The sequence below is a fragment of the Xanthomonas sp. CFBP 7698 genome (genome assembly GCF_003600855.1).
GTDB classification, from domain to species: Bacteria; Pseudomonadota; Gammaproteobacteria; order Xanthomonadales; family Xanthomonadaceae; genus Xanthomonas; species Xanthomonas cannabis.
The window spans coordinates 1,188,953-1,206,387 of the sequence record NZ_PRDN01000002.1 but is presented as its reverse complement, the minus strand read 5'-3'; the positions used below and the strand labels follow the sequence as shown (position 1 = coordinate 1,206,387).

Below are 17,435 nucleotides of genomic sequence, written 5' to 3'. Positions count from 1 at the left end.
TACGGCGCGCGTAGCGCCCGAGTTCTCGAACTGCGCGAGGCTTCGCCCGTACCCTCATCCGCCCCTGCGGGGCACCTTCTCTCGGTGGGAGAAGGGCGAAGGGGGCGTCAGAGCGCGTAGCCGAACTGTTGCTTGAACTGGTCGTTGAACTCGGCGAAGTCGAAGCGCTGGTTCTGGGTGCCGGGGTGTTCCACCTTCAGCGCGCCCATCAGGTTGCCCATGCGCCCGATCGTGAGCCAATCGTAGTTGTGCTGGATGCCGTAGATCAGGCCGGCGCGGAACGCGTCGCCGCAGCCGGTGGGGTCGACCACGCGGCGTTCGTGCGCCGGCGGAATGTCGTAGGTTTTTTCCGGCGTATGCACCAGCGCGCCCTTCGGGCCCTGCGTGGTGATGTAGGCCTGCACACGCGACACGATGTCCTTCTCGTCCCAGCCGGTGCGTTCCTGCAGCAGGTTGGACTCGTAATCGTTGACCACCACGTAGTCGGCCTGCTCGATGAACTGGCGCAGCTCCGGGCCGTTGAACAACGGCATCGCCTGGCCCGGGTCGAAGATGAAGGGGATGCCGCCGGCAGCGAACTCTTCGGCGTTCTGGATCATGCCTTCGCGCCCATCCGGGCCGACCAGGCCCAGGGTCACGCCCGGCACGTCCTTCACGTGGTTTTCGTAGCTGCGCATCATCGCGCCCGGATGGAAGGCGGTGATCTGGTTGTTGTCGTGGTCGGTGGTGATGAAGGCCTGCGGGGTGAACAGGTCGTCGATGATCTTCACCCGCGACAGGTCGATGCCGAGCATCTCGAAATGTTCGCGGTACGGGCCGAAATCCTGGCCCACGGTGCCCATCGGAATCGGTGCGCCACCGAGCAGATGCAGGTTGTAGGCGATGTTGCCGGCGCAGCCGCCGAACTCGCGGCGCATGCGCGGGACCAGGAACGACACATTCAGGATGTGCACCTTGTCCGGCAGGATGTGGTTCTTGAACTGGTCCGGGAACACCATGATGGTGTCGTAGGCGAGGGAACCACAGATCAGTGCGGACATCGAGTCAGGCCTTTGCGTAAGGAAATACCCGCCAGTTGCCGGGCATGGCGGCGGGACGGCAGCAACGCCGCGGCGCAAAGGGTAACGGCTGCGACCGATCAGGGCCACAACCGCGTGCCATGGCCGGCGTGACCGGCACATGAAAACCGGGCCGGCAGATCCGATTTTTCCTTGCTCACCCCGGGGGGGATTGCTAGGCTAGCCGACTTCGTTTTCTGCCCAAAATTTCGCCACGCTGGCGGCCGGGCGCGCGACTTACCCAGGACCAACTCCCTCGATGTTCAAGAAACTGCGCGGCATGTTCTCCAACGACCTGTCCATCGATCTGGGCACGGCCAATACGCTGATCTACGTGCGCGGGCAGGGCATCGTGCTGAACGAGCCATCGGTGGTGGCGGTGCGGCAGGACCGCGCAATCGGCGGCACGCGTTCGGTGGCGGCGGTCGGCGCCGAGGCCAAGCAGATGCTGGGCCGCACGCCTGGTCACATCACCACCATCCGCCCGATGAAGGACGGCGTCATCGCCGATTTCACCTACACCGAGGCAATGCTGAAGCACTTCATCAAGAAGGTGCACAAGTCGCGCGTCCTGCGTCCCAGCCCGCGCGTGCTGGTGTGCGTGCCGGCCGGCTCCACCCAGGTGGAGCGCCGCGCCATCAAGGAATCTGCGGAAGAGGCCGGTGCGCGCGATGTCTACCTGATCGAAGAACCCATGGCTGCCGCGATCGGTGCCGGCATGCCGGTGACCGAGGCGCGTGGCTCGATGGTCATCGACATCGGCGGCGGCACCACCGAAGTGGCGGTGATCTCGCTCAACGGCATCGTGTATTCGCAGTCGGTGCGTGTGGGCGGCGACCGCTTCGATGAGTCGATCACCAATTACGTGCGCCGCAACCACGGCATGCTGATCGGCGAAGCCACCGCCGAGCGCATCAAGTTGCAGATCGGCTGCGCCTACCCGCAGGACGAGGTGCAGGAGATGGAAATCTCCGGCCGCAACCTCGCCGAAGGCGTGCCGAAGATGATCAAGATCAACTCCAACGAAGTGCTGGAAGCGCTGCACGAGCCGCTGTCGGGCATTGTCTCCGCGGTCAAGCTGGCACTGGAGCAGACCCCGCCGGAACTGTGTGCCGACGTGGCCGAGCGCGGCATCGTGCTCACCGGCGGCGGCGCGCTGCTGCGCGACCTGGACCGCCTGATCTCCGAAGAAACCGGCCTGCACGTGCAGGTGGCCGACGACCCGCTCACCTGCGTGGCCCGCGGCGGTGGCCGTGCGCTGGAGCTGGTGGACATGCATGGCAATGAGTTCTTCGCGCCGGAGTGATGGAGCCGGGAATGGGGAATCGGGAGTGGGGAATCGTAAAAGCGTTTCCTGCCTGCGGCCCTGAGCGCTTGCGACGCATTCCCGCCAAAGCGAGTTTTCGCCTCAGCCGTCTTGTGGGCAGCCAACTGCTCCCCGATTCCCCATTCCCGATTCCCCAATCCCGGCCCTGAAAGTGCCCTCCTACGCCGGTCCTCCCGTCGCCTCCCGCCCGGGCGAAGTCACCTCCACGCTGCGGCTGCTGGTCTATCTGGTGCTGGCGATCACCCTGATTGCGCTCGATAGCCGCGGGGGCTGGCTGAGCCAGGTGCGCCTGCAGGCCAATCTGCTGATCCAGCCGATCTGGGCCGTGGCCGGGTTGCCGGGGCGGATCGGCTCGCAGGTGCGCGATAACGCCGCCACCCATGCGCAACTGGTGGAAGAAACCCGCGACCTGCGCAATCAGCTGTTGGTGGCCAACGCGCGCCTGACCCGCTTGCAGACCGCCGCGCTGGACAACGCGCAGCTGCGCGAACTGCTCAACGTGGCCGAGCGCCGCGGCCTGGACGTGCAGCTGGCGCCGATCCTGGATATCGACCTGGACCCGACCCGGCAGCGCCTGCTGCTGGATGCCGGCAGCCGCGACGGCGTGCTGATGGGCCAGGCGGTGATCGATGCCGGCGGCCTGATGGGGCAGGTGATCGAAGTGACTCCGCTGCATTCCACCGTGCTGCTGCTGACCGACCCCGACCACGCGGTGCCGGTCAGCGTGGCGCGCAACGGCGTGCGCCTGATCGTCTACGGCCGCGGCGACCGCCTGGAACTGCGCGACATCCCGCTCAGCGCCGGCGTACAGGTGGGCGACGAAATCGTCACCTCCGGCCTGGGCGGCCGCTTCCCGGCCGGCTTCCCGGTCGGCAAGGTCTCCGAGCTGCATCCCGACGACACCCACGCCTTCCTGGTCGGCGAACTGACCCCGGCAGCCAAGCTCGATCGTGGTCGCGATGTGCTGTTGCTGCGCGCGGGCAAGCCGCTGCGGGTGGTGCCGGGAATGGGGAATGGGGAGTCGGGAATCGGGAATGGCAACAGCAACAGCAACAGCAACAGCAACAGCAACAGCAACAACGCGGCGCCCGCTGCCACTACCGGGCCAGCGAACGCGCCGGTGAGCGCAGCAGCGCGTCCGTCGGCGGGCGGGGTTTCCAACGCAGCGATCGATCCGGCACGTCCGACGGCAGGCGCGCCGGCGTCCAGCCGTCAGGCCAATGTGCCCGCCGCTCCTTTCGCGTCGAACCTCGCCAGAAACCAGACTCCCAATTCCCGCCCGGCTCCACAGCAGGGTGGCAACCGCGACGCCTCACCGCCGCAGGGCACCGCTCCTACCGACTCCCGATTCCCCACTCCCGATTCCCGCTCGGCTCCACAGCAGGGCGGCAACCGCGACGCCTCACCGCCGCAGGGCACCGCTCCTACCGATTCCCGATTCCCCACTCCCGATTCCCGCCGGACTCCACAGCAGGGCGGCAACCGCGACGCCTCACCGCCGCAGAGCACCGCTCCTACCGATTCCCGATTCCCCACTCCCGATTCCCGCCGGACTCCACAGCAGGGCGGCAACCGCGACGCCTCACCGCCGCAGGGCACCGCTCCTACCGATTCCCGATTCCCCGCTCCCAATTCCCGTCCGTCTCCAACAGAGACGGACCAATGACCCGCATGCGCAACACCTGGATCCTGCCGGCCAGCATCTTCATCGCGCTGGTGCTGGGGCTGCTGCCGTTGCCGGCCGTGGTGCAGCCGTTGCGTCCGTACTGGCTGGCGCTGGTGCTGGCCTACTGGGTGATCGAGGAGCCGGACCGGGTTGGATTGGGCGTGGCCTTCGTGGCCGGGGTGCTGGCCGACCTGCTGTACGGCGGGCTGCTCGGCGAGCAGGCGCTGCGGCTGGTGATCATGACCTTCATCCTGCAGCGCTTCCGCGCGCGGATGCGCTTCTTCCCGGTGTCGCAGCAGGCGCTGGCGATCGGCGGGCTGCTGCTCAACGACCGCATCGTCTCCTCGGCGGTCCATCTGGCAGTCGGCGAGCCGACCCTGCCGTGGAGTTACTGGTGGGCGCCGCTGCTGGGCATGGCGCTGTGGCCGCCGCTGTTCGTGTTGCTGGATGCGGTGCGGCTGGGCAAGCGGAGCAAGAAGTAGCCCATGCACGGCCGTCGCCAGCCCAAGAACCCGCACGCCGAGGCCGAGCAGTTCCGTCGTCGCGCGGTGCTGGGCTTTGTGATGGTGGTGATCTGCCTGGTCGGGCTGGGCGGCTGGTATTTCAAGCTGCAGGTGCTCGACCACGAGGTCTACGCCACCCGCTCGGAGGCCAACCGCATCAAGCCCAAGCCGGTGGTGCCCGGGCGCGGCATGATCTACGACCGCACCGGCCGGCTGCTGGCCGAAAACGTGCCGGCCTTTCGTCTGGACGTGACCCCGGACAAGGTGGCCGACATGGACGCCATGCTGGCCGCGCTGGGCAAGGTGATCCCGATCGCGCCGGAGGATCTGGACCGCTTCAACCGCGAGCGCAAGGCTCGCCGTAGCTTCCTGCCGGTCACGCTCAAGCTGCGCATGAGCGATGAGGAAATGGCGCGCTTTGCGGTGGAGCGCTGGCGCTTCCCCGGTGTGGAGCTGGAGCCGTATCTGACCCGGCGCTACCCGTACGGCCCGCTGTTCGCGCACATCATCGGCTACGTCGGCCGCATCGACGAGAAGGACCTGGCGGTGCTGGGCGAGGGCAATGCCGCGCTCACCCACATGGGCAAGTCCGGACTGGAGCGCTACTACGAGCAAGACCTGCGTGGGCAGGTCGGTTACGAGCAGGTCGAAACCAATGTGCAGGGGCGGGCGATCCGCACCGTCGGCCGGGTTGCGCCGCAATCGGGTGCCGACCTGCGCCTGTCGGTGGATGCCGACCTGCAGCGCGCGATGGTGGCCGCGTTCGGCGAGCACGAAGGTGCGGCCATCGCCATGGACCCGCGCACCGGCGAGATCCTGGGCATGGTCAGCCTGCCCAGCTACGACCCCAACCTGTTCGTCAACGGCATCTCGCATACCGATTTCAAGATGCTCAACGACAACCCGTCGCGGCCGCAGTTCAACCGGCTGGTGCTGGGCGGCGTGGCGCCAGGCTCCACGCTCAAGCCGCTGATCGCGCTGGCCGGCCTGGACAGCGGCCTGCGCCGGCCGGAAGACCGCGTGCTGTCCACCGGCATGTTCTACCTGCCCGGCGTCAGCCGCGGCTGGGGCGATTCGCACCGCGGCGGGCACGGCTGGACCGACCTGCGCAAGTCCATCGCCCAGTCGGTCAATACCTATTACTACCGCCTGGCGGTGGACATGGGCATCGAGCGCTTCGACCACTACATGGCCGAATACGGCTTTGGTGCGCCCACCGGAGTGGACCTGCTGGGCGAGATCGGCGGCATCCTGCCGTCGCCGGCCTACAAGTACAAGACCCGCAAGGAACGCTGGTACCCGGGCGACACCGTCAACATTGCCATCGGCCAGGGCGACTGGAAGGTGACCCCGCTGCAGCTGGTGCGCGGCGTCTCGGCCATCGCCAGCGGCCTGCTGCTGCGCCCGCATCTGGTGCTGGAGCAGCGCACCGGCTTCGATCACCCCTGGCAGCCGATGATCCAGCCGCCGGGCAAGCCGATCAGCCCGAGCGCGGCGCATCTGCAGGTGGTGCGCGAGGGCATGATGGACACCATGCGCCCGGGCGGCACCGGCTACGCCATCACCCCCGGCGCCCCGTATCAGATGGCCGGCAAGACCGGTACCGCACAGGTGGTCAGCCGCAAGGGCGTGGCGGCGGTGGACCCGCGCAGCCTGCCGTTGCATCTGCGTCACCGTGGCCTGTTCGTGGGTTTCGCACCGGCCGACAACCCGGTCATCGCGGTGGCGGTGGCGGTGGAGGGCGGCGGTTTCGGCACCAGCTCGGCGGCGCCGATCGCACGCAAGATCTTCGATGCCTGGCTGCTGGGCAAGATGCCGGCCGGCATCCTGCCGCTGGACAGCGAGCTGGGCATGACCGCGGTGGGCATCAACCAGTTCGAAGCCGGCGCCACCGACGCGCGCGCAGCCGGCGACGCGGCCACCACCACGCTGGACGAGCTGCCGGTGGTGATCGGCCAGACCGCTGTTGCGCTGGACCCCAACACGCCCGCGCAACCGGTGGTGCCGGACGTGCCGGACGCGGTGCAGGAGACCGACCATTGAGTGACATCCTGCGCTGGCTGGTGGACATGGCCGCGCGCTTCACGCGCAGCCTGGACTGGGTGCTGTGCCTGGCGCTGGGTGCGTTGATGGTGATCGGCCTGTCGGTGCTCAAGAGCGCCGGCGGCGCTGCCAATGGCGATCACCTGGTGATGGCGCAAGGCGTGCGCTTTGCCATCGGCGTGGCCGCGATGTGGGGCATCTCGCGCATGTCGGTGCTGCGCCTGCGTGCCTGGACGCCGTGGGTGTACGGCCTGTCGATGCTGCCGTTGCTGGCGGTATTCGCGCTGGGTACCGGTAAATACGGCCGGCAGTGGCTGGACCTGAAGGTGTTCTATCTGCAGCCGGCCGAGCTGCTCAAGATCAGCCTGCCGATGATGGCGGCCTGGTATCTGCACCGCATGCCGCTGCCGCCGCGCATCTCCACCGTGCTGGTCACCTGCATGATCATCGGCGTGCCCACCGCGCTGATCATGCTGCAGCCGGACTTCGGCACCGGCGTGCTGATCGCCGCCAGCGGCGTCTTCGTGCTGCTGCTGGCCGGCCTGCCGTGGTGGTGGGTGGCGGTGGGCGTGGGCGGCGTCTCGGCGGCGGCGCCGGTGGCCTGGTTCTGGCTGCTGCGCCCGTACCAGAAGGACCGCATCATGATGTTCCTCAACCCGGAAAACGACGCGCTCGGTGCCGGCTGGAACATCATCCAGTCCAAGATCGCGATTGGTTCTGGCGGGCTGGATGGCAAGGGCTGGGGGCTGGGCTCGCAATCGCACCTGAACTTCATTCCCGAACAGACCACCGACTTTGCGTTCTCGGTGCTCAGCGAAGAATTCGGCTGGATCGGCGTGGCCACCGTGCTCACCCTGTATCTCATCGTCATCGGCCGCTGCCTGTGGATCGCCTCGCAGGCGCGCGACACCTATTCGCGCCTGGTCGCCGGCGCCACCGGCCTGGCGTTCTTCGTCTACGTGCTGGTCAACGGCGGCATGATTTCCGGCCTGTTGCCGGTGGTGGGCGTGCCGATGCCGCTGATGAGTTACGGCGGCACCTCGGCGGTGTCGCTGCTGGCCGGCCTTGGGCTGGTGATGGCGGTCAAGACGCACCGGCCGGTGCACGGGTATTGATGCGGGAGTGTCGCCGCGTTGCGCCAATGCCGTGCGCGTGTCCTCGCGTACTCGGCACGCATGCAATGTCGCAGCATCGATCGATGCGACAGGCGTATGTCAAACACTGACACGTTTTCGGGCGCATCGCGTTTTTGCGCAGTGCATTGCAACGACGCGACACCGGGGTAAGCCTGCTTCGTTCGTGCGGTGCCGGGTTCGCGCACCTGCTGCATGCGGGCACAGCGCTTCGTAGAGTCCGCCTGGCCGCCGCAGCGTTGGCGGCCGCGTCGCCTCGCCTGCACAGGCGCGCGCCATTCCTCATTCGGGTGACCTCTTCCATGAAACTGCTAACCGCCACCATCGGCGGTGTCTGTCTGTCGCTTTGCGCGCAGGCGGGCGCCGTCACCTTTGCCACCGGCGATACCCGCGCGGTCGCGCAACCGACGATTCCAACCATGTGTTCGTCGCTGCCCGCCCACCTGACACCGACCGGGCACCTGTTCGATGCGGCGCTGGAAAGTGCGCCGCCCGATACCAAGACCATCCAGGCGGCACTCAGCGCGTGCAAGAACGGCGCGGTGCTGCTCACCGGCGGCAGTGGCAACGCCTTTCTGACCGGTCCGCTGACGGTTCCCACTGGCGTCACCCTGGTCATCGATCAGGGCGTGACCCTGTACGGCTCGCGCAACCCGGCCGATTACGGCAGCGGCTGCGGCAGCGCCGGCTCCAAGAGCGGCGGGTGCGTGCCCTTGATCAGCGTTAAAGGTGCGAACTCAGGCGTGATGGGCATCCGCACCGACGGGCGACAAGGCACCATCGACGGCCGTGGCGATCAGGTCATGCTCGGCAAGAGCACCACCTGGTGGGAGTTCGGCGAGAACGCCAAGGCGGCCGGTCAGGTGCAGAACAGCCCGGACCTGATCAAGGTGCAAAATTCCAGCCAGTTCACGCTCTACAACATCAATCTGGTCAATGCCGCGTATTTCCATTTCTTCTCGCACATCGTCAATGGCCTGACCATCTGGGGCGTGCGGGTGAAGTCGCCGGCCACCAGTCCCAACACCGACGGCCTGGATCTGGACAGCGTGGTCAACGCCACCATCCACGACAGCGATGTGATGGGCGGCGACGATTGCGTGGCGATCAAGACCATCGCGTCCAAGTCGGCCAACATCACCGTGCGCAACAGCCGCTGCTACGGCACGCATGGCATTTCCATCGGCAGCGAAGTGATGTCCGGCGTCAGCAATGTGCTAGTCGACAACAACGCACTCGTCTCCACCGACGATGCGGGCAATCGCAGCACCGACAACAGCGGTCTGCGCATCAAGACCAGCATCGTCAAGGGCGGGCCGGTCAGCCAGGTGACCTACCGCACTACCTGTCTGTACGGCGTCACCAGCCCGCTGGTGATCAACCCGTTCTATGCCGGCGGCAGCAGCGGCACCAAACCGACCTTCAGCGACATCGTGGTCGATGGCCTGCGCAGTGCCAACGACGCCGGCGGCAAGGGTTGGATCCTGCGCGGCTACGATGCACAGACCCCGCTGGATCTGGTGTTGGCCAATGTGGCCACGGCAAGCGCCTCGGTCACGGTCACCGCCAGCAATGCCCGGATCGGGCTGAGCAACAGCACGCTGACGCCCACCGGCACCGGTGTCACCACCGCCCCGGTGCAAGTGGGCGGTGCGGTGCCCACCTGCTCGGGCGCACCGCGCTTCCCCGCGCTGTGAGCTGAGAGTCAGGCGCGGCCGCCGGGCCGGTCGCGCCTGACCCATTACCTGGATCGAATCATCGAGGCCGCCATCGACCCATGCCGCCAGCGGTTCGGTATCGGCCGGCTGCCGGCAAGCACCGCGGCCAGGCAACCATCCCGATCGCTGCGCGCTGAAGCAGCGACCCGGTACAGGCATCGCCTCCTGTTCCCCCAGACCCAGCACGCGGCGCGCGCTGCGTCCCAGAACCGGACGCAACACCGCCCCGCACGTCGCCCACCCTCTGATCCGTCTCCCGTCTCCCGATTCCCCATTCCCGAATCCCGAATCCCGAATCCCGAACCAACAAAACCACCCCCACTGCTGCGGCCGCCCTTGACTTTGGCTAAAGTCTTTTCGTTTCATGGTCTTATTGCCAGAAGTTCATCCGATGTCTGTTACCCTCGGCCGATGATTCGACGCACTCTGACCTGCCTGCTCACCCTCGGCCTTGTCGCCTGTGCGACCCAGCCCAGTCCTCCGTCCCCGCCGCCGGCCGCCAGTGCGCCCCCGGCCAGGCCGCCTGCTGCCCCGGTTGCAGCTGCCGTGCCTGCCAGCGCTGCCGCCGAAGCACCTGCCTTGCCGCCGGTGGATCTGACCCCGGTGCCGTTCGAGATCGCGCGTGCCAATTTCGTGCGCGACACCGCCGCCAGGTACGGCCTCGATGCCACGCAGATCGAAGCGACCCTGGCCCAGGCCCAGTTCAAGGACGCCATCGTCACCGCCATGTCGCGCCCGGCCGAGCGGGTCAAGCCGTGGAACGAATACCGTCCGATGTTCATCACCCAAGCGCGCATCGACGGGGGGCGCAAGTTCCTCGCCGAGCATCGCGCCGAGCTGAGCAAGGTCGAAGCCGCCACCGGCGTGCCGGCGCAGGTCATCGTGTCCATCATCGGCGTGGAAACCAGCTATGGCAGCAATGCCGGCAAATACCGCGTGCTGGATGCGCTGTACACGCTGGCGTTCCGCTACCCGCGCAGTGGCGACCCGGCCAAGCTCGAGCGCGAAGTGCGCCGCGAGCTGTTCTTCCGCGATGAGCTCGGCCAGCTGTTCGCGCTCGGCAAAGAAGAGCAACTCGATGTCACCACCCTCATCGGCAGCTACGCCGGTGCGATGGGCATGGGCCAGTTCATGCCGTCCAGCTACCGCCAGTTCGGCGTCGATGGCGATGCCGACGGCAAGCGCAACCTGTTCACCGACTACAACGACGTGTTCGCTTCCATCGCCAACTACTTCGTCAAGAAGGGCGGCTGGGTACGCGGTGGGCAGGTCGCCGTGCCGGCCACGCTGGCCGCCGGCCGCGAAGAATTCAATCCCACCGACTGGTCGCCGGTGTACACGCTGGCCGACCTGTCCTCGCGTGGGTATCACCCCAGCGCGCCGGTGGTGGCCGGCAGCACCGCCACCCCGATCAGCCTGGACGATGCCAACGGCAAGCAGTACTGGCTGGGCTTCCAGAACTTCTACGCAATCACCCGTTACAACATTTCCAAGATGTACGCGATGGCCGTGTTCCAGCTGTCCGAGGCCATCGCCGGCAAGGAGTTACCCCCGGCATGAACAGCACGACAGGCCCCAAGTGGCTGATCCCGATGGCGCTGATGCTCGGCCTGGCGGCCTGTAGCAGCGCACCGAAGAAAAGCGCGGGCAATGCCGGCGGCGGCGCGGTCAAGGGCGTCAAGGTCGAAGGCAAGGGGCCGGCGTATGTGGCCACCGGCTGCCCATCCACCTCGCCATACGCTGCCGCCAAGGAAGACCCATCCACGCGTGGCGACTACACCGCCGGCGGCCTGTACAAGCCCGGGGTCAAGGACAGTACGCCCGACCATGTGCCCAACGTGGCCTGCATCCCCGAGCCGCTGGTCACCAACGAGCCGCGCTCGGCGGTCGGCAACCGCTCGCCGTATGAAGTGCTGGGCAAGCGCTACGTGGTGATGGACAACCCTGGCGATTATGTCGAGCGCGGCACCGCCTCGTATTACGGCAACAAATTCCACGGCCGGCTGACCTCCAACAAGGAGGTCTACGACATGTACGCCTTCACCGCCGCGCACAAGACACTGCCGCTCCCAAGCTTTGCGCTGGTGACCAACACCGACACCGGCGAGTCGGTGGTGGTGCGCGTCAATGACCGCGGCCCGTTCCACGACGGCCGTGTGATCGATCTGAGCTACGCCGCCGCGGTCAAGCTGGGCATCACCGGCAAGGGCACCGGCAACGTCGAAGTGCGTGGCCTGACCGAGGCCGACAACGGCAATCTGCTCGCCAAGCGCCGCAGTGGCCAGGCACCGGGGAACGCCGCGATTGCCAGCGCGCGGCCGGCTGCCAGCGCCAGCCAGATCGATGGCCTGGTGCAGCGGCTGCCCACCCGCACCGTGCCGCCGCGCGCAGCTGCGGCAGGCACTGCAACAGCGGCTGCCGCGCCGGTCGCCGCATCGGCGGCGGCGCCGGTTACGGCCGCCGGCGAGCGTTGGCGCTATCGCGTGGCCGACTCGCGTCAGCCCGGCAATGCCGACAACTTCGATGCGTGGATGAAATCGCAGGGCGTGCGCGTGGCCACCGGCAAGCCCGCCGCGGCGACCCCGCGCCCGGCTGGCGCAACCACCGCTCCCGCGCCGGCAGCAGCACCGGTCGCCGTTGCGGCAGTCAAGGCGCCGGACAGCGCGCCCGCACGTCCGCTCAAGACCGCGCAGGCCCCGGCCCAGGTCCCGGCCAAGGCGCCAAGCGTGGCCGAAGCGGCGCTGGGCGACATCCTGTTGCAGGTGGCCAGCTTCGCCAGTCGTGAAAACGCCAACCGCGCACTGTCGCAGCTGGCCTCGGCCGGCATCGCCGGTGCCAGCGTCAGCGACATCGTCAGCGGTGGCCGTACCCTGTGGCGCCTGCGCGTCAATGCCCGCGATCATGCCAATGCGTCGGAAATCTCCCAGCGGATTGCAGGGCTGGGCTTCGGGCGGCCGCAGATCGTCGCCAACTGAGCGCCGCTGCGCGGGTGTGCCATCGCCTGGCACGCCCGTTGAATACACTCGTCCCACGTGCGATGCGGTGGTTTCCAGCTTCGCCCACTCATCGTCTGCGGCGTGCCACCCGCCGCATGGGGCGCGCGGACACTGAACTGTGCAAGCGCGCTCGCACCTTCGCGCGTCGCCCCGATCGCCGTGGCGCCTTACAATTTCGCATTACCCAGCCTTCGGGCCCGTCAGGAGTCGTTCTTCAATGAAATTCCGCTTCGCCGCCGCTGCCGTGGCCACGTTCGCCTTCGGCCTGGTCTGCGCCCAGACGCCTGCGCCGCAGCCGACGCCCGCTGCGGCTACCGCGCCGGCCTCACAGGCTGCATTGCCGGTCCCACCCGCGCCGGCGCCGGCCGTGTCCAAGTCCTGGATCCTCATGGACTACGCCACCGGGCAGGTGCTCGCCGGCGAAAACATCCACCAGCAGCTGGCACCGGCCAGCATCACCAAGGTGATGACCTCCTACGTGGTGGCCGCTGAAATCAAGAACGGCAAGGTCACCCGCGACGACCAGGTCATGATGAGCGAGCGCGCCTGGCGCGAGGGCGGCGCCGGCACCGACGGCAGCTACAGCGGCTTCCCGGTCAACCAGACCGCGCGTCTGGAAGACATGGAAAAGGGCATGGCGATCCAGTCCGGCAACGATGCCGCCATCGCCCTGGCCGAGCACGTGGCCGGCAGCGAGGAAGCCTTCGCCTCGCTGATGAACAGCTATGCCGCCAAGATCGGCATGAAGAATTCGTACTTCGTCAACGCGCACGGGCTCAGTGCCGAAGGGCACCATTCGACCGCCTACGATCTGGCCATGCTGGGCCGCGCGATGGTGCGCGATTACCCGGAGACCTACGCCTACAACAAGATCAAGGAATTCCAGGTCGGCACCATCAAGCAGAGCAACCGCAACCGGCTGCTGTGGCGCGACCCGGCGGTGGACGGCATCAAGACCGGCCACACCTCCGAGGCCGGCTACTGCCTGCTGAGCTCGGCCAAGCGCGGCGACCAGCGCTTGATCGCCGTGGTCATGGGCGACAGCTCCGAAGAGCAGCGCGCCACCGACAGCCTGGCCCTACTCAACTGGGGCTTCCGCTTCTTCGAAACCCACAGCCTGTACGCGCCCGGCAAGGTCGTGACCCAGCAGAAGGTGTGGAAGGGACAGCAGGACGAAGTGCAGCTGGGCGTGGCACAGCCGCTGCTGGTCAGCCTGCAGCGCGGCCGCTACAACGACCTCAAGCCCAGCATGGAAGTGCCGAAGAATCTGCAGGCGCCCATCAAGAAGGGCCAGCAGGTGGGCACGGTGAAGGTCAGCCTGGACGGCAAGATCATCGCCCAGGCCCCGCTGGTCGCCATCAATGCGGTCGAAGAGGGCGGATTCTTCAAGCGCCTCTGGGACGCGTTCTGGATGTGGTGGGAATCAGAATAAAAAATGCCGGCGAAAGCCGGCATTTTTTTGCAATCGAGAATGGGGAATCGGTAAAGGCAGGAGCACAGCGTTTGCTTTTGCGATTCCCGATTCCCGATTCCCCACTCCCGATTCCCAGCCCTCAAAGCATCCGGCTGATCGTGAAACTGCCATACACCGGCGTCTCGCGCTGGGTCTCGAATTCGCGGGTACGGTGGTAGCGGGCGAGGGCGAATTTCCAGCGGCCGTACATCACCGCCAGGCCATAGCCGACGTCGCCCACGAACGGGCGCTTGTCCACGCTGTGGCTGTTGCGGAAGGTGTTGCCGTCCAGGGTGATGTCGCGGATCACCCAGCGCGCATCGGTGGTCAGGAACACATGCCCCGACCAGCCGCTGGCGCGTCCCAAGCGGCTTGGCGCAGTGTTCTCGCCGGCCGGCCGGGTGGGCGTGCTGCCGAAGTCGTCCGGCAGCTTCCAGCCAAAGCGCGCTTCGCCGCCTGCGTTCACATGCGTGGCCATGTTGCCGAGCGAACCACCCCAGTGCGAGATGAAGTCCCAGCCGAAGCCGCCGGCATTACCGCTGGCGTCCGCCGGCCAGCGACGCATGCGTTCGTGCACCAGGTTGATCAGCGGCTCGTTATGCAACTGGTTGTCCCAACCCTGGAATTTCTCGTCGCCCAGCGCGTCGTGGATCGCATCCTGCGCCTCCTGCGCAAAGGCCCACGGGCCGACCACGCCAATCTGCAGCTGGGTGGTCCGCAGGTGGGCATCGTTGCGGGCGTTGTAGCCGAAGCTTGCCAGCAGGATGCCCGCATACGGGCGGTCGTCCGGGATCACGTCGCGGCGGGTGTAGTCGGTCGGGGTAAAGATGGCCTGGCCGATCGAGAACACCATGTTCTGCTGGTCGAACTCGCCCGGATGCAGGCGTTCCAGATAGCTGTTGACCCAGCGCGCGGTGCGCGGCAGGCAGGGGTCGTCGGTGTAATCGACCAGGTTGGGCGAGACCAGGGTCAGCACGGCACCGTTGGAATAGCCCTGGTCCTGGTCCTCGCCGCCAAACAGGTCGTTGTCGACCCGGAAATTCACCGCCGGCGGCGTACGCCCCAGCCGGCTCGAATCGCATTGATCCGCCGCCAGGGCCGGCAGCGACAGCCCGGTAAGAGAGAGCAACAAGGCAACAGACAACGCGCGCGGTCGGAGCATGGAGGACCTGGGGAGTAAGGAGTGACCTGGTTCGGCAAAGGTGCCTGGGCGCACGGCTGTGCCGCGTGAAGTGCGCTCTGGCGTGACCTATCTTCTGCCCCGGCCGCTCGCTGCGGAATCGCCACCGGTGCGTAGGTGTGTTTGGTCCCAAGCCACAATCGCCCGGGAGGGCGACCGGCGTGTTACAGCGAGCGCTGGGCAAAGCAATCGTTGCCCGGCCCAAGGCTTGGGTTTACCCACTGCCGGCCCGATAATGGGGCGATGGATATCAGCACCGACAACCCTGATCACGGCTTTCAATTCCCCGGCACCTTCGAACTGAGCGCGATGGGCGCGGCCGAACGCGGTCTGGAAACCGAGCTGCCGCGCCTGCTTGCTGCGACCGGCGTGGAACTGCTGGAGGAAAGCGTCAGCTGGAAGCATTCGTCCAGCGGCAAGTACGTCTCGGTCAAGATCGGCTTCCGTGCCGAGAGCCGGGAGCAGTTCGACGCGGCGCATCAGGCGCTGCGTGATCACCCGGAAGTGAAGTGGACGCTGTAGCGACCCAAGCGGCATCGGCCGTTGTGTCGGTGCCGCCCGCATCGTTGCGCGACCTTGGCCGGCAGGACTATGCGCCGGTGTGGCGTGCCATGCAGCGCTTCACCGATGCGCGCGATGAATCCACCGCCGATGAAGTGTGGATGGTCGAGCATGCGCCAGTGTTCACGCTGGGCCAGGCCGGCAAGCCGGAGCACGTGCTGGCGCCAGGCGAAATCCCGGTGCTGCAGGTTGACCGCGGCGGGCAGGTGACCTATCACGGTCCGGGCCAGCTGGTGGTCTATCCGCTGCTGGACCTGCGCCGGCTCAAGATCGGTGTGCGCGACTACGTGTGCAAGATCGAGCAGGCGCTGATCGACACCCTGGACGAGTGGAATATCGTGGCCGAGCGCCGTGACGGCGCGCCCGGCGTCTATGTGGGCGATGCCAAGATCGCCGCGCTGGGCATCCGGGTGCGGCGCGGCTGCACCTTCCACGGGTTGTCGTTCAACGTGGCGATGGACCTGGAGCCGTTCCACCGCATCAATCCGTGTGGCTACCAGGGCCTGCGGGTGACCTCGGTGCTAGACTTGGGCGGCCCCTCCGGGATGGCCGCCGTCAAGGCGGTGCTGCTCGATCAGCTGGCGCGCCAGTTCGGTCTCGTGTTGCAGCCTGTCTCCGCATTGCCCGACCTTTCGCTTCCGGCCTGAGCGCCCGTACCGTCATGACCCAGCCTATCGCCCGTTCCATTCCCTTGCAGGTCGTCTCCGGCGACACCGCCGTGCCTGCGCCGCTGCAGACCGGCGTCAAGCAGATCGGTGGCGACAAGATCAATCGCTCGCCGGTGCAGTTCGTCGATGCGCCGGTGCTGCGCAAGCCGTCGTGGATCCGGGTGCGGATTCCCTCCGGCAATGCGGTGCAGAACCTCAAGGCCAAGCTGCGCGAAAACCGCCTGGTCACGGTGTGCGAAGAAGCCAGCTGCCCGAACATCCACGAGTGCTTCAGCCACGGCACCGCGACCTTCATGATCCTGGGCGAGGTGTGCACGCGGCGCTGCTCGTTCTGTGACGTGGCGCATGGCCGGCCCAAGCCGCCGGACGCCGGCGAGCCGGCCAGCCTGGCCGCCACCGTGGCCGACATGGGCCTGAAGTACGTGGTGGTGACCAGCGTGGACCGCGACGATCTGCGCGACGGCGGCGCCCAGCATTTCGTCGACTGCATTTCGGCCATCCGGGTCAGTTCGCCCAAGACCCGCATCGAGATCCTGACCCCGGATTTCCGCGGCAAGGGCCGCATGGACCGCGCGCTGGAGATCCTGGCCCTGAGTCCGCCGGATGTGTTCAACCACAACATCGAAACCGTGCCGGACCTGTACCCGAACGTGCGCCCCGGTGCCGATTACCAGTGGTCGCTGACCCTGCTGCAGCGTTTCAAGGCGCAGCACCCGTCCATCGCCACCAAGTCCGGCATCATGCTGGGACTGGGCGAGACGATGGAGCAGGTGCAGGCCACCTTGCGCGACCTGCGCGCGCACGATGTGGACATGATCACGATAGGCCAGTATCTGCAGCCGACCCCGCACCATCACCCGGTGATGCGCTACTGGACGCCGGAGGAATACAAGGCGCTGGAGGAGTACGGCAACGCGCTCGGCTTCAGCCACGTCGCCTCCGGGCCGATGGTGCGTTCGTCGTATCACGCCGATCGCCAGGCGGCCGGCGCAGGCGTCGCTGCCTGAGCCAAGCAGCGTGTACGCCCGGGCAGCGTCGGGGCCTTGGCGCCGATCATCCAGCCCACCTGGGTGGGGGCGATGCCCATCGCCGCTGGTGACCTGCTGGCTGACCAGCCAATAGACCGTTT

General features: G+C 67.1%; 14 protein-coding genes. 12 read left to right on the top strand and 2 right to left on the bottom strand.

Annotated elements, in window-relative coordinates:
- Positions 1-107 precede the first annotated feature (107 nt).
- Complete coding sequence (locus tag XnspCFBP7698_RS13270; RefSeq protein ID WP_039564127.1) at positions 108-1,040, bottom strand: carbohydrate kinase family protein; 933 nt, start codon at positions 1,038-1,040, stop codon at positions 108-110.
- A gap of 277 nt (positions 1,041-1,317) precedes the next feature.
- Here XnspCFBP7698_RS13270 and XnspCFBP7698_RS13265 point away from each other — a divergent pair, with 277 nt between their 5' ends.
- The 9 genes from XnspCFBP7698_RS13265 to XnspCFBP7698_RS13225 all read left to right on the top strand — a co-directional run bounded on the left by XnspCFBP7698_RS13265 (position 1,318) and on the right by XnspCFBP7698_RS13225 (position 13,876).
- Entirely contained in the window at positions 1,318-2,364 is a 1,047-nt protein-coding gene (locus XnspCFBP7698_RS13265; RefSeq protein ID WP_010368259.1) for a rod shape-determining protein, read from the top strand.
- Positions 2,365-2,536: 172 nt separating this feature from the next.
- Entirely contained in the window at positions 2,537-4,051 is a 1,515-nt protein-coding gene (gene mreC, locus XnspCFBP7698_RS13260) for a rod shape-determining protein MreC (RefSeq protein WP_123137452.1), read from the top strand.
- The gene (gene mreD, locus XnspCFBP7698_RS13255) at positions 4,048-4,533 is read left to right on the top strand and encodes a rod shape-determining protein MreD (protein ID WP_039404324.1); all 486 of its coding nucleotides are present in this window, start codon (positions 4,048-4,050) and stop codon (positions 4,531-4,533) included. Before mreC ends, mreD begins: the two co-directional genes overlap by 4 nt.
- Before the next feature lie 3 nt (positions 4,534-4,536).
- Positions 4,537-6,597: a penicillin-binding protein 2 gene (gene mrdA, locus XnspCFBP7698_RS13250; RefSeq protein ID WP_104579152.1), complete on the top strand. Its 2,061-nt coding sequence runs from the start codon at positions 4,537-4,539 to the stop codon at positions 6,595-6,597.
- Complete coding sequence (gene rodA / locus XnspCFBP7698_RS13245; protein ID WP_047697183.1) at positions 6,594-7,712, top strand: rod shape-determining protein RodA; 1,119 nt, start codon at positions 6,594-6,596, stop codon at positions 7,710-7,712. The genes mrdA and rodA overlap by 4 nt, the downstream gene beginning before the upstream one ends.
- Before the next feature lie 320 nt (positions 7,713-8,032).
- Positions 8,033-9,427: a glycosyl hydrolase family 28 protein gene (locus XnspCFBP7698_RS13240; protein WP_104579151.1), complete on the top strand. Its 1,395-nt coding sequence runs from the start codon at positions 8,033-8,035 to the stop codon at positions 9,425-9,427.
- Between the two features lie 432 nt (positions 9,428-9,859).
- The gene (gene mltB / locus XnspCFBP7698_RS13235) at positions 9,860-11,008 is read left to right on the top strand and encodes a lytic murein transglycosylase B (RefSeq protein WP_104579150.1); all 1,149 of its coding nucleotides are present in this window, start codon (positions 9,860-9,862) and stop codon (positions 11,006-11,008) included.
- Complete coding sequence (locus XnspCFBP7698_RS13230; protein WP_104579149.1) at positions 11,005-12,423, top strand: septal ring lytic transglycosylase RlpA family protein; 1,419 nt, start codon at positions 11,005-11,007, stop codon at positions 12,421-12,423. Before mltB ends, XnspCFBP7698_RS13230 begins: the two co-directional genes overlap by 4 nt.
- Positions 12,424-12,661: 238 nt before the next feature.
- A complete protein-coding gene (locus XnspCFBP7698_RS13225) occupies positions 12,662-13,876 on the top strand; it encodes a D-alanyl-D-alanine carboxypeptidase family protein (RefSeq protein ID WP_039404337.1) in 1,215 nt (404 codons plus the stop codon).
- Between the two features lie 121 nt (positions 13,877-13,997).
- Here the strand turns inward: XnspCFBP7698_RS13225 and XnspCFBP7698_RS13220 are convergent, their stop codons facing one another.
- Positions 13,998-15,059 (bottom strand): lipid A deacylase LpxR family protein, encoded by a 1,062-nt coding sequence (locus XnspCFBP7698_RS13220; protein WP_047697175.1) that lies wholly within the window; start codon positions 15,057-15,059, stop codon positions 13,998-14,000.
- 261 nt (positions 15,060-15,320) lie between these two features.
- On the opposite strand from XnspCFBP7698_RS13220, the gene XnspCFBP7698_RS13215 reads away from it, so the two are divergent.
- From XnspCFBP7698_RS13215 to lipA, 3 genes are read left to right on the top strand one after another with little or no spacing between them, the layout of a single operon-like run.
- Positions 15,321-15,599 (top strand): YbeD family protein, encoded by a 279-nt coding sequence (locus XnspCFBP7698_RS13215; protein ID WP_039404344.1) that lies wholly within the window; start codon positions 15,321-15,323, stop codon positions 15,597-15,599.
- Positions 15,587-16,285 (top strand): lipoyl(octanoyl) transferase LipB, encoded by a 699-nt coding sequence (lipB, locus tag XnspCFBP7698_RS13210; RefSeq protein WP_104579148.1) that lies wholly within the window; start codon positions 15,587-15,589, stop codon positions 16,283-16,285. The genes XnspCFBP7698_RS13215 and lipB overlap by 13 nt, the downstream gene beginning before the upstream one ends.
- 14 nt (positions 16,286-16,299) lie before the next feature.
- Positions 16,300-17,313, top strand: a complete 1,014-nt coding sequence (gene lipA / locus XnspCFBP7698_RS13205; protein WP_104579147.1) for a lipoyl synthase — start codon at positions 16,300-16,302, stop codon at positions 17,311-17,313.
- Positions 17,314-17,435: the final 122 nt, after the last annotated feature.